Raw genomic sequence first — 18458 nt, forward strand, 5'->3', positions numbered from 1 at the left:
CGTCTGCGCCGGGGCCGCCGTGTGCACGCCGCGGGTGCGGGCGGTGCGGGGTGATGCCGCGCGGGGCGGCGTGCGATGACGGGGACGCGGCGGCCGTCGTCCTCAGTGCCGATCACCCAGGGGAAAGGTGATCCCTCCGCTCCATACCACAAGCGACCCGTCGTCGCGCGCGGTCGCCAGCTCGGCCAGCTCCATCGCGGCGGGGCGGGTGAAGCGCGCATCCAGCGCGCCGCGCACCCGCACGTAGGGGATGAAGCCGTCGTTGCGGGGGTCGAGGCGCACGCGCAAGGGGTGCTCGCGCCCGACCGTCACCACGTCGCCCATGTTGGTGCGCACGGTGAGGCCGGCGTCCTCGCCCTCCCCCTCGACCACCAGCTCCACCGCCTGGAAGGGCGCGTCCTCGACCTCGATGCCCACCTTCTCGATCGGCGTGACGAGGACGAACTCGCCGTCCGCCTCGCGCCGCAGGATCGAGGCGAAGAGCCGCACGAGGCGGTCGCGCAGGATCGGGGTACCGTTGTAGAACCACGTGCCGTCGGCGGCGATGCGCATGGGGATCGGCCCGCAGTGTTCGGGGTTCCACTTGTGCACCGGGGCCGCCCCGCCGCCCAGTTCCGAGGCGCGGGCGATCAGCGCCGCCAGCGGGCCGCCGGTGCCGGCCGCCGGGTCGGCGGGAGCGCGGGCGGGGTCGCCGCGCGGCGCGGGCTCGCCGGGCGGGGTACCCTCGGCGGGACCTTCGCGATATGCGGAGCCGTCATGTCGTGCGGTGGGATCCACGAGCCGAACCTCCCGTTGCAAGCGCGCCGCGGATGGGCGAGCCTCGCAAGGGATCTAAGGCACACTGCCTCGGCTGCCAAACCATGGACAAATGGTTAGGCGACGGCGGCCCGCGAGTTGCATTTACTGGCGCCGTCGGGTCGCCGACCATACGCGGCGCACGAAGGGTGATGAGCGTTATGAGCATGGACAATGTCCTCGAGCGCGAGGATGACTTCGACGAAGTGAAGGCTATCGAGGCCGCCGTTCAGCGCCTCGGCTCCGCCAAAACCGAGATCGAGCGGATCATCTTCGGCCAGGGTGACGTGGTCGAGCGGTCGCTGATCGCCGTCCTGTGCGGCGGCCATGCGCTGCTCGTGGGCGTCCCCGGCCTCGCCAAGACGCGCCTCGTGGCGACGCTGGGCACCGTGCTGGGCCTGTCCGAGAACCGCATCCAGTTCACCCCGGACCTGATGCCGTCGGACATCCTGGGCGCCGAGGTGCTGGAGCAGTCGGCCAGCGGCGAGCGTGCCTTCCGCTTCATCAAGGGCCCGGTCTTCGCCCAGCTCCTGATGGCGGACGAAATCAACCGTGCCTCGCCGCGCACGCAGTCGGCCCTGCTGCAGGCGATGCAGGAGGGCTTCGTCACCGTCGCCGGCGAGGCGCACGATCTGCCCACCCCGTTCCACGTCCTCGCCACGCAGAACCCGCTGGAGCAGGAGGGCACCTACCCGCTGCCCGAAGCCCAGCTCGACCGGTTCATCATGCAGGTGGACGTCGTCTATCCGGACCGTGCGGCCGAGCGGCGCATCCTGCTCGAGACCACCGTCCAGCCGGAAGTGCACCCTTCGCCGGTGCTGTCGCGCGACGAGTTGATGGAGATCCAGAAGCTCGTGCGCCGCATGCCGGTGGGCGAGAGCATCGTCGAGGCGATCCTCGATCTCGTGCGCTCGGCCCGTCCGGAGGAGAACGAGGCCGTCGCGGGGATCGTCGCCTGGGGGCCGGGGCCGCGCGCGTCGCAGTCGCTGATGCTGGCGACGCGGGCGCGGGCGCTGCTGCAAGGCCGCCTCGCCCCCTCCAAGGACGACGTCCTCGCGCTGGCCGAGCCGGTCCTCCAGCACCGCATGGCGCTCAGCTACACCGCGCGGGCCGACGGCAAGACGGTCAAGGGCGTGATCGCCGAGCTCTGCGGGCAGCTCTGATGTTCGAGCGCTTCCGCGCCGATCACGACGAGGACACCGCCGCCGCCGAGACGATGATCGCCGCCAAGGCGGCCGCGGCCAACCTCCCCGACCTTCTGGTCGAGGCCAAGCGCGTGGCCGGCGCCGTCGCGGCCGGGTGGCACGGCCGCCGCCGCGCCGGCACCGGCGAGACCTTCTGGCAGTTCCGCCCGTTCGACTTCGGCGAGCCGGCCCGCCGGATCGACTGGCGCCGCTCCGCCCGCGACGACGTCCTTCTGGTACGCGAGCGCGAATGGGAGGCGGCGCACACCGTCCTCCTGTGGGTCGACCGCACGGCCTCGATGCGAGCCCGCTCGCGCCTCGCCGCCGCCTCCAAGGAGGAGCGCGGCGTGGTGCTCCTGCTGGCGCTGGCGGACCTGCTGGGCCGCGGCGGCGAGCGGATCGGCCTGCTCGACGGCCCGCCGCCGACGGCGCGGCGCAACGCCGCCGACCGCATCGCCGAGGCCCTCGCCGAGACGGCCGACGACCCGCGCACACTCCCCCGCACGCCCAACCTGCGGCGCCATTGCGATGTCGTTCTGATCGGCGATTTCCTCGATCCGATCGAGAGCTACGCCGAGACCTTCCACGCACTCGCCGCCAGCGGGGCGCGCACCCACCTCGTCCAGGTTCTGGACCCGGTCGAGGAGCGCTTCCCCTTCGGCGGGCGCAACCGCTTCGTCGACCCGGAGTCGGGCGTCGCCTTCCTCGTCGGCAAGGCGGAGGCTTGGCGCACCGGCTACGTCGACGCTCTGGCGGCGCAGAAGGAGGCGCTGGCGCTCGCGGCACGGCGCCTGGGGACGGCGCTCATCGTCCACCATACCGACCGCCCCGCCGCGCCGGCGCTGCTGGCGCTGAGCGGCGGTCTCTCCGGCCACCTCGACAAGGTGGCCTGATGGCCGGTCCCGGGCCATCGCGCGCCGCGACCCCGTATGCCCCGCCCGTGGCGGCGGGGCCTTGCAGTTTCCCCGGCGTGCCGTGCCGCGCCGCGCCCGCCGCGCAGCCTTCGGCGTGCGGCGCGACCGGGGCACACGATGCGACGCACGGGCGCCGACGCCGCTGCGGATGATCGCCGCAGCCCCGGCGAGGCTTGTGCGAGTATGATCCGTCCGACCGCGACGTCGGGGCGGACGACAGGAGACGAACGATGACCGCATTGGGATTCGGCGCGCCGCTGGTGCTGTGGGCGCTGCTCCTCCTGCCGGTCCTGTGGTGGCTGATGCGATCGACGCCCCCCAGGCCGCGCGACATCACGTTTGCGCCGACGCGCCTTCTGATGAGCCTCGCCAAGCGCGAGGAGACGCCCTCGCGCACGCCCTGGTGGCTGATGGCGCTGCGGCTGGCGCTGGCGGCCTGTGTCATCATCGCCCTCGCGCAGCCGATCCTGCGGCCGGACGCCGCGCCCGCCGCCGGCGACGGCCCGGCCCTCATCCTCGTCGACAACACCTTCGGCGCCGCCGCCGACTGGAGCCACCGGACCGATACCGCCGCCCGCCTGATCGACGAGGCGGAGGCGGCCGACCGCGCCGTTATCCTCGCCGGCACCGCCGATGCCGCCGCCCCCCTCACCGGCCGTAGCCCCGGCGAAGCGCGCGACCTGTTGCGTTCGCTGGAGCCCCAGCCCTGGCACGCCGCCCGCGCCGCCCTCGCGACACGCCTCGCCGAGGTGCGGGCCGGCAGCGCCGCCTGGCTCGCCGACGGCCTCGGCTCGGAGGACGACGGCGCCTTCTGGGACGCGCTGGACGGCGCGACCGACGGCCCGGTCCGTCTCTTCCTGCCCGAGGCCGGCGAGATCATCGGCATCGCCGACGTCAGCCCCAGCGCCGAGGGCATGAGCGTCACCCTGACCGCGGACGCCGACCCCGGCCAGCTCCCCCGCACAGTGCGTGCGGTCGACCCCAAGGGCTTCGTCCTCGCCGAGGGCAGCGCCACCTTCCGCACCGGGAGCACCGCCGCCGTCGCCGAGCTGGAGCTTCCCACCGAGCTTCGCAACGACGCGCTGCGCGTCACCGTGGCGGGCGAGCGGACCGCCGCGGCCGTCCGGCTCCTGGACGAGCGCTTTCGCCGGCGCACGGTCGGCCTCATCTCCGGCGGATCGCTCGAGCAGGAGCAGCCGCTGCTCTCCCCGCTGCACTACCTGCGGGCCGCGCTCGGCCCCTCGGCCGACCTGCGCGAGCCCTCGGCCCAGGACCTCCCCACCGCGATCACCGAGCTGATCGACGCGGGCACCTCCGTCATCGTCCTCGCCGACGTCGGCACCTTGCTGCCGGCGACGCAGGACGCCCTCGCCCGCTGGATCAATTCCGGCGGCGTGCTCCTGCGCTTCGCCGGCCCGCGCACCTCGGACGGCACGGACGACCTCTTCCCCGTGCCGCTGCGCTCCGGCGCGCGCACCTTGGGCGGCACCCTCTCGTGGAGCGACCCGCAGCCGCTCAGCGACTTTTCGCAGAACGGCCCGTTCGCCAGCCTCGCCGTGCCGGGCGACGTGACGGTGACGCGCCAGCTCCTCGCCGAACCGTCGATCGCCCTGACCGAGCGCACCTGGGCGACCCTCGCGGACGGGACGCCCTTCGTCACCGGCCGCAATGTCGGCGCCGGCTGGGTCGTCTTCTTCCACGTCACGGCCGACACCGGATGGTCGACACTGCCGCTCTCGGGCAGCTTCGTGGAGATGCTGCGCGCGGTCGTGGAACTCTCCACCGCGGGCAGCGAATCGGCGGGCGAAGACGGCCCGTCGCTGCCGCCCTACCGCGTGCTGGACGGCACCGGCCGCCTCATCGCGCCGGGACCCAACGTGCAGCCGGTGTCGGGCGAGGTGACGCTCGGGCCACGCACGCCGCCGGGCCTTTATGGCGCGGATGGTGCATTCCGAGCGGTGAACCTTCTGGAAGACGGTGAGATACTCGCCTCGCTTAACCGGGATGCGTTCGTCGGCGCGACGATTTCGAGCTATACAACCGAGGGTCCGACCGAGTTGAAAGGTCCGCTCATGACGTTGGCCGCCGCTCTCTTCGTTCTCGATGCGCTGGCGATCCTGTTGCTCATGGGCAGCTTGCGGCGCCGCACGGTGGCCTCGGTCGCAGCGCTCGCGCTCGGCCTCGCCGTCGCCGCCGCCCCGCAGGCCGAGGCGCAGACCGGCCCGGCGGCGGACGCCGCGACCACCCGCCCGGCCGGCAACCCCGTCGACCTCGACTTCGCCATGCGCGCCTCGCTGCAGACGCGCCTCGCCTACGTGTCCACCGGCAATGCCGACGTCGACCGCGTCTCCGAGGCCGGCCTCACCGGCCTCAGCCAGGCGCTCACGTCGCGCACCGCGGTGGAGCCGGCCGAGCCGATGGCCGTCAACATCGAGAGCGACGAGCTGGCCTTCTTCCCGCTGATCTACTGGCCGATAACGCCCGAGGCCGACCGCCCGTCCGACGCCGCGATCGCCCGGGTCGACGCCTACATGAAGAACGGCGGCACCATCCTGTTCGACACGCGGGACCAGTCCGGCGCGGTCACGCTGTCGGGCGCCTCTCCGGCGACGATGGCGCTGCGCCGCATCCTCGACGGGCTGGACATCCCGCCGCTGGAGCCGGTCCCCGAGGACCACGTCCTGACCAAGACCTTCTACCTGCTGGATGGGTTCCCCGGCCGCTGGACCGGGTCGCCGCTGTGGGTCGAGACCAGCCTGACCAGCCCCAGCCAGGACCGTCCGGCGCGGGCGGGCGACGGCGTCTCGCCGATCCTCATCACCGCCAACGACCTCGCCGGCGCGTGGGCCGTCAACGATCAAGGCAGCTTCCTGCTGCCGACCTCGCCGGCCGACCCCTACCAGCGCGAGCTGGCCTACCGCGCCGGCATCAACATCGCGATCTACACGATGACGGGGAACTACAAGGCCGACCAAGTCCACATCCCGGCGCTGCTCGAGCGGCTGGGCCAGTAGACGACGGGTGTCATGACAGATTTCGAGTTCGCGTTCAGTCCCTACGTCCCGATCTGGGTCGTCGCCGTCTTCGCGGTGGTGGCGCTCACGCTGGCGGGGCTCGGCCTCGCGCGGCGGGTGCGGGGGTCGTCGCTGCGCATCGCCGCGGCGGTCCTCTTCGCGCTCGCCCTCCTCAACCCGGCCCTCCAGCGCGAGGTGCGCGAGCCGCTCTCGGGCATCGTCGCGGTGGTGGTCGACCACTCGCAGAGCCAGCGCACCGCCGGCCGCGTCGCGGCGACCGACGCCCTCGCCGACGACCTCGTCGCCCGCCTGGAGGCGACGCCGCAGCTCGAGGTGCGCACCCTCACGGTCGACCGCCCGCAGGCCGACCGCGACGGCACCATCCTGTTCGAGCCGCTGGCCGACCTCCTGGGCGATGTTCCGCCCGACCGGATCGCCGGCGCCATCCTGGTCACCGACGGCCAGGTGCACGACATCCCCACCACCGCCCCGTTCGAGGCGCCGGTCCACGCCCTCATCGTCGGCGACGAGGACGAGCGGGACCGCCGGGTCGAGATCGTCGCCGCGCCGCGCTTCGGCCTCGTCGGCTCGGAGCAGACGATCGTCGTCACCGTGGAGGACGCCGCGTCGCAGGGGGCGGCGGTGGAGCTCTCGGTCCGGGCCGACGACCAGCTGACCGAGACGCGCATCGCCACCGTGGGCGAGCCCATCGCGATCACGGTCGACATCGGCCATGGCGGCGACAATTTCTACGAGTTCGAGGTAAACCCGGTCGAGGGCGAGCTGACGACGGTGAACAACGCCGCCGTCGCCATCGTCGAGGGGGTGCGCGAGAACCTGCGCGTGCTCCTGGTCTCGGGCGAGCCGCACGCGGGCGAGCGCACCTGGCGCAACCTCCTGAAGTCGGACGCTTCGGTCGACCTCGTGCACTTCACCATCCTGCGCCCGCCGGAGAAGCAGGACGGCACGCCCATCAACGAGCTGTCGCTGATCGCCTTTCCGACACGCGAGCTGTTCAGCCAGAAGATCGACGAGTTCGACCTCATCGTCTTCGACCGCTACCACCGCCGCAACGTCCTGCCGGCCCTATATTTCGACAATATCGCCCAGTACGTCCTCAACGGCGGCGCGGTGCTGATCGCGGCGGGGCCGGATTATGCGGGGCCCCGCTCGGTCTACCACACCCCGCTCGCCGCGACGCTGCCCGTGGCGCCCACCGGCGGCGTCGTCGAGGCACCGTTCCGGCCGACGGTGTCGGCCCTCGGCCAGCGCCATCCGGTGACGCGCGACCTCCCCGGCGGCAACGAGACGCCGCCCGCCTGGAGCGAGTGGTTCCGCCAGGTCGAGGCGGTGCCGACGGCGGGCGAGACCGTCATGACCGGCGCCGACGACAACCCACTCCTGGTCCTCTCGCGCGAGGGTGACGGACGCGTCGCCACCATGCTGTCGGACCACATCTGGCTGTGGGCGCGCGGGTTCGACGGGGGCGGCCCGCACGTGCCGCTGATGCGCCGCCTGTCGCACTGGCTCATGAAGGAACCGGAGTTGGAGGAAGAGGCGCTGCGCCTCATCACCGGCAACGGCGCGTTGGTGGTCGAGCGGCAGACGCTCGCCGACGCCGCCGGCCCTGTCACGCTCACCACCCCATCGGGCGCGACCGAGGAGCTGACGCTCGCCGAGGCGGAGCCTGGCCTGTGGCGCGCCTCGGTGGAGACGCCGGACCTCGGCCTCTACCGCGCGACGGACGGGCGGCTGACCGCGCTCGGCCACGTCGGCCCGGCCAACCCGGTGGAGGCCCGCGACCTCACCTCGACGACCCAGACGCTGGCCCCCCTCGTCGACCTCACTCGCGGGTCGGTCCGCCGGGTCGACGACGGTGCCTCGGCGCCGCGCATCCTGATGCGCCCCGAGGGCCGCTCGACCAGCGGCTCGGACTGGATCGGCCTCAAGCGCTCCGAGGCGAGCGAGCTGACGGGCGTGGAGCGTGTGCCGCTGTTCGCCGGCCTCCTCGGCCTCGCCATCCTGCTGGCCGCCCTCTCCTCGACCTGGTGGCGCGAGGGCCGCTGAGCTCCCGCACGCCGCGGACAGACGAGGATGGCATCGGCCGCGACGACCCTCGACCCGATGCATGCCGGCGCCACATGAACAACGGGCGCCGGAAAACACCACCGGCGCCCGGCAGCGCGGGAGTCGGGCCATGCCATCAAAGACGGAACCATCGATGACGGAGCCGCCGGGGACGGGGCTATCGAGGACGGGGCTATCGGGGACGGGGTCGCCAGGGACGGAGCCAAACGTCGGACGTGCGGCCGGGCCCGGCACGGCGGCGTTCAAGCCGGACGGATACACGAGCGTCGCGCCCTACCTGATCGTCGCCGACGCGGAGGCGACGCTCTCCTTCCTGGAGCGCGCCCTCGGCGCGAGGCGGCGACGCATCTTCGAGCGCGAAGACGGCAGCGTCATGCACGCCGAAGTGCTCGTCGACGATACGGTGGTCATGTTGGGCGAGATGCCCGAGAGCCAGCCCGCCCACGTCCACGTCTACGTGGCGGACGTCGATGCGGCGTTCGCACGGGCGTTGGCCGCCGGCGGCACGAGCGCGCAGCCGCCCGCCGAGAAAGGCGACGGCGACCGTCGCGGCGGCGTCGTCGACCCCAACGGGATCACCTGGTGGCTGAGCACGCAGCTGGCGCCGGACGCCTGAACGCACCGGCCGAGGGCCCAGCGCCCGCAGCCGGCGGGGCCGGTACATCAGCGCGGCGAATGGCGACGCCAGGGTTCGTGCGGTGTTTCGAACGCCGGCGGTCTGCGTGACCGGGACCCTCGGCGGCGGCGCAATGGCCGCGGCGAGGCACCGGACCGGCGGCCTCAGCCGCCGATCAGCACGGAGCAGCCGGCCGGGAGCGGCACGCGTGCGCCGGCCAGGGCGAGCCTCTCGCTGTGGTTCTCGGTGCCGGCGAGGAGACCGAGCGGTGTCGACAGCAGCGCGACGATGCCGACGCACGCCGGATTGCCGAGCCCGTCCTCCATCAGCAGCGTGAACGTCTCCCCGTCGCCGCTGCGCCAGATCTGCGCGCCGCCGACCGCATCCGCCCCGTTGGCGATCGCCTGGTAGGCCTCCCATTGGCGTGTGCCGAGGTAGAGCGCCCCCTCGTGCACGCACATCGCCGGGACCGCCGCGTTGAAGACGTCGTCGAGACCCGGCCCCGCCAGCGACTGCGGCACCTTGAGCCCCTGCGGCGAGAATCGCGGCTGACCGGCGACGAGGTCCCAGGTCCCGTCAGGCCACACGCGGATCACCTCCGCCGCCGCCGGGCCGATATTGTAGACCGGGTCCGTCCCCGGCCCGTTGACCCCGCCGCCGACGTAGAGCGCACCGCCGAACTCCGCCATCGCCGTGACGACGAGGCTGTGATTGAAACGGCCCGCTCCGTCGCGCAGCACGCACGTCCACACGAAAGGCGCCTCTCGGGCCGCCTCGGTCGCCCAGACCTGGAAGCCGCGCTTGGGGTTGTGCGTGCCCGCATAGAGCCGCCGGTCGGCGACGCACAGGGTGTGGATCGAGGCGTTGTCCGGGTCGCCGAAGCCGACCTCCGCGGCCGGCCGCCACACGCCGGAGGCCGGGTCGGCCGAGACATAGACCTCCGCGCGCGGGGCGACGTCCGGATCGAGGTCGGTGTCGCTGACGGTCCCGCAGGCGGCGGCGAAGAGCTGCCCGTCGAACGCGGTCAGGCAGCGGAACGAGAAGATGTCCGGGTCGCCGAGGCCCGGCGCTGCGACCGGCTCGAACGTCACCCCGTCGGCCGAACGCAGGATGAGTGCCCCACCGCGCGACATCGTGGCGACGTAGAGCGCCGGCTGCGGATCGGACGCGCCCTGGAAGACGGCCATCGCGCTATAGCCGACGTCACGCGGGACCTCGGCCCCGGCTTCGCCCGCACCACCGATGCCGAGCGTGGCGAGCACGCTGGTCCCGGCGGCGACCGCCTGCCGCTCCGGCACGGTGCTGCGCGGCCCGGCCGCCACCATCGGCGGCTCGTAGGCAACGACCCACGTCGCGCTCTCCTCGTCGAGGCGCATGATGGCGGGCGCATCGCCGCTCGCCCAGGAGAGGTCCGTCGCGGTGCCGATGAAGAGCTGGTCCCTGAAGACCACCGCGCACGGGGCGCTCACCGTTCCCGGACGGGAGAAGCCGTCGCTGGCGATCGCGGCGAAGGGGGCGGCGTCGATCCCGTCCATCAGCTGTACCCAAAGCGCATCGCGAGCGAGCGCGTGCGTTCGTTGAAATGCTCGCCGCTCGCCCAGGGCAGCGCGTCGTCCAGCGACGGCACGCGGATGCGCGCCAGCCGTTGCGGGTCGATCGCCGGATTTTGCAGGAAGTTCGGGTCGTTGCCGCGCGGGGCGCCGCGGGGGCCGGGCGTGGCGTAGGGCGAGGCCTCGGGGTGCATCATCGCCTCGAAGGCCGCGGGCGAGGTGTCGATGTCGAGCCACTCGCAGATCTGCGGCAGATAGCAGGCGAGGTCCGACAGCAGCGCCTCGCCCTGCATGCGCATCGCCTGGCCGAGTTCGCAGTCGGCCGTGCCGTGGAGGATCAGCTCGTGGGCGCGGGTCCACATGCGCTCCGGGTCCGAGGACGGGCCGCGCGCCACCGCCTGAAGCGCCTCGAACCGGTCGCGCAGGGCGACGATCGACTCGCCGTTGGAAAGCGGGTGGCGGGTCAGATGCAGGATGTTGGCGTTGGGATAGAGCGTGCGCAGGCGCGCCATATAGTCCGGTCGCGACACCGTGCTGGGGCTCTTCTCGACGAGGATCTTCGGCCCGACCAGCTCCTGGATGTGCGCCAGCAGGCGCGGCACGTCCCACTCGAAGTGGGCCGAGATCCAGGCGCGGGCGCGCATGATGGTGTCCTCGGTCTGCTCGCCGTCGTGCAGCTCGGCGAGGGCGCGCAGCAAGCCGTCGCGAAAGATCGGCATCGACATCGGCCCATGCCACAGCGACCGCAGATCCTCGGCGAGGAAGAGGTTCAGCTCGGGTAGCCCGTAGCATTGAGGATGTTGTCCGAGAATTCCGCATACGATAGAGGAAAACGACCTCGGCGGGCACAGGATGAAGAGCGGTTCAGGCATCGCCTAGGGTCATGATTCGCGGAATGAACAGTGGAACGCAGCCGGGTGTGGCATCTCCGACCTTGCCTTGCAAGCCGCAGCGGAGGCCTGTATTTGCCCAATAACGCTAAGGCACTAGAACGACCTTGAAACCACACAGAGTCGTGATTTCACGTTTCTCGACCCGGACGCGCGCGACCGTTACCTAGTCGTCCTTCTCCACCCCGTCAAAGGATCTGATCGAGACATGAGCGTCACGCAAATTTTCTGTGTCCTGCTGCTCATCGTGGTGGGCGGGATGATTGCCGTTGCACAGCCGACCGCCGCCGCCGTCTCGCAGACCGAGAACATCCGTTCCGGCGGGGATCGACGTGCGTACTACATGGTCCGTCCGACCCGCCAGGTCGACGCGTCGAAGCGGTATCCCATCGTGGTGCTTCTGCACGGCGGCTACGGCAACGGGCGCAGCCTCGCCAAGCAGACGACGATCGAGGGGGATGTGACCCGCGACGAATTCATCGCGGTGCTTCCCAACGCGGTGCGCAACCGCTGGAACGACGGGCGCAGCGTCACCTCCGGCGGCGCCGACGACGTCAAATTCGTGTTGGATGTCGTGGCCGACGTGGTGGCCCGCTTCAACGGCGATCCGGATCTGGTGTTCCTGGCCGGCCTGTCGAGCGGGGGGATGCTGACGCAGCGCATCGCCTGCGAGCGGCCGCGGGCGTTCAAGGCCTATGCCGCCGTCGCCGCCAACCTGCCGGAAGACCTTTACGCCTCCTGCGCGCCCAACCGGGGCGTGCCGTTCCTCTTCTTCAACGGCACGCAGGACAACATCATGCCGTACAACGGCGGCCCGATCCCGCGCTCGCGCCTGCTGCGCGGCGGCGGCGGCAACGTGCTGTCGACCAACGACACGTTCAGCCTGTGGGCCGGCCTCGCCGGTTGCAGCGGCCAGCGCACCGTCGCGCTCGAGGACAACGCGGACGACGGCACCTCCGTCACGCGGGTCATCGCCAAGGCCTGCCAGAACGAGATGCGCGTCGAGCTTTACCGGGTGGACGGGGGCGGTCATACGTGGCCTGGCAGCTCGTACAAGACGGGGCGGCTCTCGCGTCGCCTCTTCGGCATCACCTCGGAGGATATCGATGCGACGCGCCTCATCGTCGGCTTCTTCCGCTCCTACGGCCTATGACGGCTGATCCCGGCATGCGGCCAATCTTCGTCCTCGGCGTGCCGACCCCGCAGATGGCGCGGGTCGGGGCGATGATCGGCTGTAACCCAGACACGTTCGGGACATCGGACCTCAACCTCTTCGTCGAGGATCGGCTGGAGCTGGTGTGGAGCGAGTTGAACCGGCTGGGGCAGGCCCACTCGGACGGCCTGTTGCGCGCCGTCGCCTGCCTCTACGCCGGCGACCAGACGATGGATGCGGTGCAGATGGCCCGGCGCTGGGCGATGCGCCGCTACTTCTGGCCCGTCGACCTCGTTTTCGCGGAGTTGTGCGGCAAGGTTGCACCGCGCCGGCTGGTCGACAAGAGCCGCGTCTACGGCGTGCGCCGGGGCGCCATCCAGCGCATTCGCGAGTGTATCGCGCAGGCGAGCTTCGTCCACCTGGTGGGCCATCCGGGGTTCGCCGAGGCCACCCCGTTCGCACGGCAGGCCGAATCCCCCTTCCAGGAGGAGGAATTCGCGGCCGGGGACTGGGTCCGGATCAACCGCAATATTTGTGACCAGCTCGAGGGGCTGGATCCGGCGCACGTCCACATCGTGCGTCTGGAGGACGTCGCCGCGGATCCCGAGGCGACGCTCACCCGGCTCGCCGGCGCTCTCGGGCTGCGGGACGATGCCGCCGCGATCGAGGCGATGCTGCACCCCGAGCGCTCGCCCTTCGCCGCGGTGGGGCCGATCGGCGCGCCCTATGGCGACGATCGCACCTTTTTGCGCGAACCCGCCTTCCGCCGCGACATGCCAGCCGTGGGCGGCGGCGTGCGGTTGGCCGAGGGTGCCGCCGCGCTGGCGGAGCGCTTCGGCTATACGCTGGAGCTGGAGCCGGAGCCGTCCGAGGGATGATCCCTCCCCCGCTTCGGCGGCTCAGGCCTCGACGGGGCGGCCGGGCCGGCGGCTCGACCGCATGCGGACCTCCCGGGTGGCGTAGGCGTAGCCGAGGCCGAGCACGAAGGCGAACAGCGCCGCGACGGCTGGAATTTGCAGGCTGAAGTCGAACAGGGAGTGGACGCCGGCGGCGAGGGCGCACCCGGATGCCGCGAGCCCGATCGACGTGTCGTTGCTCGGCGAGACCGCCCCGCGGACGACCCGCGCGACGACGATGAAGATCGCCAGCAGGAACGCCATGGCCGCAGGCACGCCCAGTTCGAACACCAGCTCCAGATAGGTGTTGTGCGCCTTGTCCCATTCGCCCATCCCGGCGCCCTCGGGCACGTAGGCGCGGAAGATGTCGGTGAAGGAGCCGGCACCGTGGCCCAGCAGCGGCCGGTCGGCGATCGCGTCCACGGTGGCGAGATAGACCGCGCCGCGCGCTTCCTCCGACGTGTCGGTGGCGAGGAAGCGGCCGAACACCCCGGACGCGCCGACGCTGGCGACGAAGATCGCCAGCGCCACGACGAGTGCGGCGACCAGTCCGCTGCGCCTGCCGCCGGCGCGGGCCGAGAGCGCCAGCACGAAGGCCGCCCCCGCGATCGCCGCCAGTGCGCCGCCACGCGATTGCGAGCCGAGCAGCGCCACCGCGCACACCGCGAAGCCGACGACGTGGATCCAGCCACGGCTGAGCAGGCGCTCCAGGAAATCCCGCAGCACATGGGAGCCGCGCTTGGCGCCGCCGGTGACCCGCAACCGCGTCAACAGCAGCGCCAGGTTGATGACGACGCCGAACGCGGCATAGGTGCCGAAGGAGTTGCGGTTGACGAAGGTGGCGCTCAGCGCGCCGGCGTCCTCGCCGAGGATGGGATTGTTGCCCGTCGCCGCCGCGAAGAGGCCGAAGGTGGCCACCAGCGTCACGGCCAGCGCGGCGACGCCCAGCATGGTGCGTCCGCGCTCGTTGTCGCGTCCCGCCTGGACCGCGAGCCAGAACAGCGCCACGTAGCAGGCGAGCCGCAGCACCACGTGGCGCCCGTCGATCGGGTCGGCGGAGATCGTCGGCGCGACCTCGACGGTGTCCCACACCGGGTGCATCAGCACCGGCGGCTCGCGGCCCATGGCCGAGGCGACATGGTCGACGATGGCCTGTGCGAGGGCGGAGAGCGACGGCGAGGTCTGCACGAACCCCCAGCCGATGGCGAGCCCGGCCAGCAGCGCCGAGGGCCACAGCCTGGCGGCGCGGACCGACGGGTTGCGCAGCTCCAACAGCAGCCCGATCGCGAAGAGGGCGAAGATCGCGAGCGCCAGGCCGATCCAACTCACCGGGCGGTTGGCTCCCAACGGAATGGCCGATGCCAAGGCCACCATCAACGCGATCCAGCCGATGAACCCGGCCCCGCTCGTCCCCGTCTCGCCCGACGTCCGCATAGTTCCTCGTCACACAATCGTTCGTCCCGCCATCCGGACCGGCGATCGGATCTCGAGCCCGAACCGGACAGCCACAGATTGGATTACGAAGGATGAGTTAGAACGGATGAGCTGAACAGTGTGATCACGATGCGTGACGGGGGACGTGACGCCGATCGGCGGACGGCCGCGGCCATGACGAGATTTCACAAATTCGTGACTGGCCGATCTGCCTCGCCCTGCCGTGCTCCTGGTCATTGCGAACCTAGGGGGCCGGCCGGCCGCGGACTACGACGGTCTCGCGTGTACCGGCTATCACGTTTTCGCGAGCGCCCGGGCGACGGGCCACCGTCGGCCTCCTGCGCCGGACTTCTCAGAACGGGAAGAACACCGGGATGATCAGGATGGCGGCGAGCCCGACGATGACGTTCATCGGCACGCCGATGCGCAGGAAGTCGGCGAAGCGGTAGTTGCCGGCACCGTAGACGAGCGTGTTCGTCTGGTAGCCGATCGGCGTGGCGAAGCTCGCCGAGGCGCCGAACATCACCGCCACGACCAGAGGTCGCGGGTCGATGCCGATCTGCTCGGCGAGGCCCACAGCCAGCGGCGTCACCACCACGGCGACGGCGTTGTTTGTCACCGTCTCGGTCAGGACGGAGGTGATGATGTAGATCGCTGCCAGCATCGCCACCGGCGGCAGGCCCTTCAGGAGCGGCGCCACCGCCTCGACCACCAACGCCACCGCGCCGGTGTGTTGCAGCCCGGCGCCGACGATGAGCATCGAGAAGATCAGGACCAGGATGCCGGCGTCGATCGAACCCCAGGCCTCGTCATTGTCGATACAGCGCAGCACCAGGATCGCGGCGACGGCGATGAGCGACAAGATGCTGATGGGCGCGATGCCGAACGCCGCGAGGCCGACCGTCGCCACCAGCGCCAGCAGCGCCAGCGGCGCCTTGCCCCGCTTGAAGGCACGGCCGACGGTCTGGCTGATGGCGGCCAGCTCGGGGGTCTCGCGGATCTGCGCCAGGCCCTCCTCGGTCCCCTCCAGCAACAGCTTGTCGGCCGGACGCAGCGTGGCGGCGCTGAGACTGGGGCCGAGGCTGTGGCCATGGCGGTGGGCCCCCAGCACCCGCATATCCGCACGTTGCCCGACCGCGAGGCGCGCCAGGCGAATCCCCTGACTGCGACGTGACAGCGTCACCAGCGCCTCGGCGACGACGAGGTCCTCGTTCTCCGGCTTCAGCGGACCGTGGCGCAGGCCGACGCCGAGCCCGTCGATGTCGCGCAGGGTCAGCAGCTCGGAGGTCGTCGCCCGCGCCACCAGCCGGTCTCCGGCCGCGACCACGTGAGCGGCGATGTCGTCCCGTTTGACGGTGGTGCCGTCGAGCAAGCCGACGATCTTCACGCCGGGGCGACCGAAGGCGGCGATCTCCTCCACGGTCTTGCCGATGCCGTCGAACGTGGCGGAGGGGCGCAGCTCGGTCAGGTAGCTGGGCTCGGTGGTCTCGTCGGACTGGCCGCGCTCGCGTCGGTCGGGCAACAGGCGCGGGCCGAGCACCACGAGCGCCGCTCCGCCGACGACGGCGACGATCAGGCCCACCGGCGCGATCTCGAAGATGCCGAACGGGGCGAGCCCCTCGCGCTGCGCCACGCCGTCGACCAGGAGGTTGGTGGAGGTGCCGATCAGCGTCCAGGTGCCGCCCAGCACCGCGACGTAGGAGAGCGGAATCAACAGCCGCGTCGCCGCGATGTCGAGGCTGTGCGCCAGACGGATGACGATGGGGATGAGGATGAGGACCACCGGAGTGTTGTTCATCAGCCCGGAGGCGAGGACCGTCGCCAGCAGGAACAACGCCAAGGCCAAGACGGGCCGGTTCTCGGCACCGGCGATCAGCCGGTTGGCGAGCGCGTCGAGCAGGCCGGTGCGCACCAGCGCGCCACTGATGACGAACATCGCCGCGATGGTGATCGGCGCCGGGTTGGCGAAGGCGCCCATCACGTCCTCCACCGGCACCAGGCCGAGGACGATGAAGACGGCAGCCCCGCCCGCCGCGGTGACGTCCGGAGGCAACCGCTCGAGGATGAACGCGGCGAACAGGGCGACGAGCAGGATCAGCGCGACCCAGGCGTCGTAGGTGTGGAGGAGGTCGATCGCGCGGTCCATAGGCGGGGGCATCTCGGCAGTGGCGGCTCGGGTCCGCGCTGCGCAGATAGGGCACCGCCGGGCCGGTGTCTCGCGCTTTGTCGCAGCCGGCGCGGCAAGCGGCCCCTGCTTCGATTTAGACCAGTTCGATGATGAATGGACGGGCAGGCACGCTTTGGGTACCCTTCCCGGTCAGGGGGAGAAACGTCGATGTGCAACGTCTTCGCTGGCATTCCGCGGGAGAGCTACGAGAGCCAGACCCGTTCCGTTCGCCTGGGCGGCCATTCCACCTCGATCCGTCTCGAAGCGGTCTATTGGGACATCCTCGAGCGGTTGGCCGAGAGCGAGGGCCTGTCGCTCGCCCGTCTCCTGACGGAACTGCACGACGAAGTGCTCGACCTTCACGGCGAGGCCCGCAACTTCTCCTCGCTGCTGCGCTGCGTCAGCCTCGTACACCTGGGGCGCACCGCCGGCATCCCGGTTCGCGCGCTGGAGGCCGAGCGGACCTGATCCCGCGGCCCCGCCGGTCGAGTCGGGCGGCGTCGGCACCCGCCATCAAAGTCGAAGGCGTGCGTTAGCCCGGTACTACCCGCTCCGCCACGGCGCCCATACCCTCGATCGCAATACCGCGTCGGTCGTGTGCCGGGTGGCCTACCCGGTCCCGCCGTCGCCGCTGCGTCGTGCCGAGAAGGGGGGCTGTGTTGGCCAAAGCGATTCACTCCATGATCCGCGTGCTGGACGAGAAGAAGTCTCTCGACTTCTACGAGCGCGCCTTCGGGCTCACCGTGGCCGATCGGCTCGACTTCGAATCCTTCACGCTGATCTACCTGCGCAACGCCGAGAACGACTTCGAGCTGGAGCTGACGGTCAACAAGGGCCAGAGCGAGCCTTACGACCTCGGCAACGGCTACGGCCATCTCGCCTTCGCGGTGGACGACCTCGAGGCCGAGCACGCCCGCTTCACCGAGGCCGGCTTCGCCCCCCGCAAGTTGGTCGACTTCGCGCCGGGCGGCACGGTCATCGCCCGGTTCTTCTTCGTCGCCGACCCCGATGGCTACCAGATCGAGGTGCTCCAGAGAGGCGGCCGCTACCAGTAATCGCCGACCGTCCGCGCACAACAAAAACCCGAGCGGACGTGTGACCCAGGAGGAAATGTCGATGAGGCTGATCGAGCGCTCCGCCCACGCGGAGTCCACGGGGAAGGTCCCACCGGGGCCCCCCCATCTGCCGGGCTTCGTGATGGACCGCCGGCGGTTCATCCGAGGCAGCCTGACCGCCGTCGGCGCCTATGCCGTCGCCGTTTCGGGCGTGACGTGGCTGGTCGCTCCGGACAAGGCGTGGGCGGTCCCCTACGACGCGTTCGACCCCGACCTCGCCCAGACGCTGCTGGTGATGACCCGCGCGGTCTACCCGCACGCGGCGGTCGGCGACGCCCACTACGCGGTGGTGGTGAAGGCCCTCGACGCCGAGGCGGCCGGTTTCGAGGACAAGTCGCGCCTGGACCTCCTGCGCGACGGCGCCGCCGCGCTCGACGAGGCGGCCGGCGGCTCGTTCATCGACGCGTCGGAGGATGCCCGATACGCCGCGCTGGAGGGGATGGCGACGACGCCGTTCTTCCAGGCGATCCGCGGCAAGGCGGTGGTCGCCCTCTACAACCAGCCCGAGGTGTGGGCCGTGTTCGGCTACGAGGGCCCCTCCTACCCCAAGGGCGGCTACCTCCATAACGGCTTCGACGATCTCTCCTGGCTGCCGGACCCGCCGCCCGAGGCGAGCCCGCCGGTGGAAGACTGAGGGAGGCA

At 71.3% G+C, this 18458-nt stretch carries 15 protein-coding genes; 10 read left to right on the plus strand and 5 right to left on the minus strand.

What is annotated here, in order from left to right; translation table 11 throughout:
* Positions 1–102: 102 nt before the first annotated feature.
* Positions 103–777 carry a DUF1285 domain-containing protein gene (locus MRB58_RS04835; protein ID WP_371747232.1) on the minus strand — a complete coding sequence of 225 codons (675 nt, stop codon included), beginning with the start codon at positions 775–777 and terminating at the stop codon, positions 103–105.
* A gap of 170 nt (positions 778–947) precedes the next feature.
* Here MRB58_RS04835 and MRB58_RS04840 point away from each other — a divergent pair, with 170 nt between their 5' ends.
* The 5 genes from MRB58_RS04840 (at position 948) to MRB58_RS04860 (ending at position 8611) form a co-directional block, all read left to right on the plus strand.
* A complete protein-coding gene (locus tag MRB58_RS04840) occupies positions 948–1958 on the plus strand; it encodes a MoxR family ATPase (protein WP_244780605.1) in 1011 nt (336 codons plus the stop codon).
* The gene (locus MRB58_RS04845; protein ID WP_244780606.1) at positions 1958–2872 is read left to right on the plus strand and encodes a DUF58 domain-containing protein; all 915 of its coding nucleotides are present in this window, start codon (positions 1958–1960) and stop codon (positions 2870–2872) included. Before MRB58_RS04840 ends, MRB58_RS04845 begins: the two co-directional genes overlap by 1 nt.
* A gap of 251 nt (positions 2873–3123) precedes the next feature.
* Positions 3124–5907 (plus strand): DUF4159 domain-containing protein, encoded by a 2784-nt coding sequence (locus tag MRB58_RS04850; protein ID WP_244780607.1) that lies wholly within the window; start codon positions 3124–3126, stop codon positions 5905–5907.
* Positions 5908–5919: 12 nt separating this feature from the next.
* Entirely contained in the window at positions 5920–7974 is a 2055-nt protein-coding gene (locus MRB58_RS04855; RefSeq protein ID WP_244780608.1) for a hypothetical protein, read from the plus strand.
* Positions 7975–8128: 154 nt separating this feature from the next.
* The gene (locus MRB58_RS04860; protein WP_244780609.1) at positions 8129–8611 is read left to right on the plus strand and encodes a glyoxalase/bleomycin resistance/extradiol dioxygenase family protein; all 483 of its coding nucleotides are present in this window, start codon (positions 8129–8131) and stop codon (positions 8609–8611) included.
* A gap of 164 nt (positions 8612–8775) precedes the next feature.
* Here the strand turns inward: MRB58_RS04860 and MRB58_RS04865 are convergent, their stop codons facing one another.
* Both MRB58_RS04865 and MRB58_RS04870 read right to left on the minus strand, forming a co-directional pair.
* Positions 8776–10146: a hypothetical protein gene (locus MRB58_RS04865; RefSeq protein WP_244780610.1), complete on the minus strand. Its 1371-nt coding sequence runs from the start codon at positions 10144–10146 to the stop codon at positions 8776–8778.
* Positions 10146–11033 (minus strand): sulfotransferase, encoded by an 888-nt coding sequence (locus MRB58_RS04870; protein ID WP_244780611.1) that lies wholly within the window; start codon positions 11031–11033, stop codon positions 10146–10148. The genes MRB58_RS04865 and MRB58_RS04870 overlap by 1 nt, the downstream gene beginning before the upstream one ends.
* Positions 11034–11259: 226 nt before the next feature.
* Between MRB58_RS04870 and MRB58_RS04875 the strand changes: the two genes are divergently transcribed.
* Positions 11260–12204, plus strand: a complete 945-nt coding sequence (locus tag MRB58_RS04875; RefSeq protein WP_244780612.1) for a PHB depolymerase family esterase — start codon at positions 11260–11262, stop codon at positions 12202–12204.
* Positions 12205–12218: 14 nt separating this feature from the next.
* The gene (locus MRB58_RS04880; RefSeq protein ID WP_244780613.1) at positions 12219–13082 is read left to right on the plus strand and encodes a sulfotransferase; all 864 of its coding nucleotides are present in this window, start codon (positions 12219–12221) and stop codon (positions 13080–13082) included.
* Between the two features lie 21 nt (positions 13083–13103).
* Here the strand turns inward: MRB58_RS04880 and MRB58_RS04885 are convergent, their stop codons facing one another.
* Positions 13104–14534, minus strand: a complete 1431-nt coding sequence (locus MRB58_RS04885) for an O-antigen ligase (protein WP_244780614.1) — start codon at positions 14532–14534, stop codon at positions 13104–13106.
* Between the two features lie 352 nt (positions 14535–14886).
* The gene (locus tag MRB58_RS04890; protein ID WP_244780615.1) at positions 14887–16680 is read right to left on the minus strand and encodes an SLC13 family permease; all 1794 of its coding nucleotides are present in this window, start codon (positions 16678–16680) and stop codon (positions 14887–14889) included.
* Between the two features lie 189 nt (positions 16681–16869).
* Between MRB58_RS04890 and MRB58_RS04895 the strand changes: the two genes are divergently transcribed.
* The 3 genes from MRB58_RS04895 (at position 16870) to MRB58_RS04905 (ending at position 18450) form a co-directional block, all read left to right on the plus strand.
* Positions 16870–17169: a ribbon-helix-helix domain-containing protein gene (locus MRB58_RS04895; protein ID WP_244780616.1), complete on the plus strand. Its 300-nt coding sequence runs from the start codon at positions 16870–16872 to the stop codon at positions 17167–17169.
* Positions 17170–17360: 191 nt separating this feature from the next.
* Positions 17361–17756 carry a VOC family protein gene (locus MRB58_RS04900; protein WP_244780617.1) on the plus strand — a complete coding sequence of 132 codons (396 nt, stop codon included), beginning with the start codon at positions 17361–17363 and terminating at the stop codon, positions 17754–17756.
* Positions 17757–17817: 61 nt separating this feature from the next.
* On the plus strand, positions 17818–18450 hold the full coding sequence (locus MRB58_RS04905; RefSeq protein ID WP_244780618.1) for a gluconate 2-dehydrogenase subunit 3 family protein: 633 nt from the start codon (positions 17818–17820) through the stop codon (positions 18448–18450).
* Positions 18451–18458: the final 8 nt, after the last annotated feature.

It is taken from the genome of Acuticoccus sp. I52.16.1 (genome assembly GCF_022865125.1).
GTDB lineage: Bacteria > Pseudomonadota > Alphaproteobacteria > Rhizobiales > Amorphaceae > Acuticoccus.

Bases quoted from the DNA above. Each gene is read 5' to 3' on its own strand.
- MRB58_RS04880 (WP_244780613.1), top strand. From the start codon at position 12,219: ATGCGGCCAATCTTCGTCCTCGGCGTGCCGACCCCGCAGATGGCGCGG.
- MRB58_RS04895 (WP_244780616.1), top strand. From the start codon at position 16,870: ATGTGCAACGTCTTCGCTGGCATTCCGCGGGAGAGCTACGAGAGCCAG.
- MRB58_RS04885 (WP_244780614.1), bottom strand. From the start codon at position 14,534: ATGCGGACGTCGGGCGAGACGGGGACGAGCGGGGCCGGGTTCATCGGC.
- MRB58_RS04840 (WP_244780605.1), top strand. From the start codon at position 948: ATGAGCGTTATGAGCATGGACAATGTCCTCGAGCGCGAGGATGACTTC.
- MRB58_RS04875 (WP_244780612.1), top strand. From the start codon at position 11,260: ATGAGCGTCACGCAAATTTTCTGTGTCCTGCTGCTCATCGTGGTGGGC.
- MRB58_RS04855 (WP_244780608.1), top strand. From the start codon at position 5,920: ATGACAGATTTCGAGTTCGCGTTCAGTCCCTACGTCCCGATCTGGGTC.
- MRB58_RS04890 (WP_244780615.1), bottom strand. From the start codon at position 16,680: ATGGACCGCGCGATCGACCTCCTCCACACCTACGACGCCTGGGTCGCG.
- MRB58_RS04850 (WP_244780607.1), top strand. From the start codon at position 3,124: ATGACCGCATTGGGATTCGGCGCGCCGCTGGTGCTGTGGGCGCTGCTC.
- MRB58_RS04905 (WP_244780618.1), top strand. From the start codon at position 17,818: ATGAGGCTGATCGAGCGCTCCGCCCACGCGGAGTCCACGGGGAAGGTC.
- MRB58_RS04865 (WP_244780610.1), bottom strand. From the start codon at position 10,146: ATGGACGGGATCGACGCCGCCCCCTTCGCCGCGATCGCCAGCGACGGC.
- MRB58_RS04870 (WP_244780611.1), bottom strand. From the start codon at position 11,033: ATGCCTGAACCGCTCTTCATCCTGTGCCCGCCGAGGTCGTTTTCCTCT.
- MRB58_RS04845 (WP_244780606.1), top strand. From the start codon at position 1,958: ATGTTCGAGCGCTTCCGCGCCGATCACGACGAGGACACCGCCGCCGCC.
- MRB58_RS04860 (WP_244780609.1), top strand. From the start codon at position 8,129: ATGACGGAGCCGCCGGGGACGGGGCTATCGAGGACGGGGCTATCGGGG.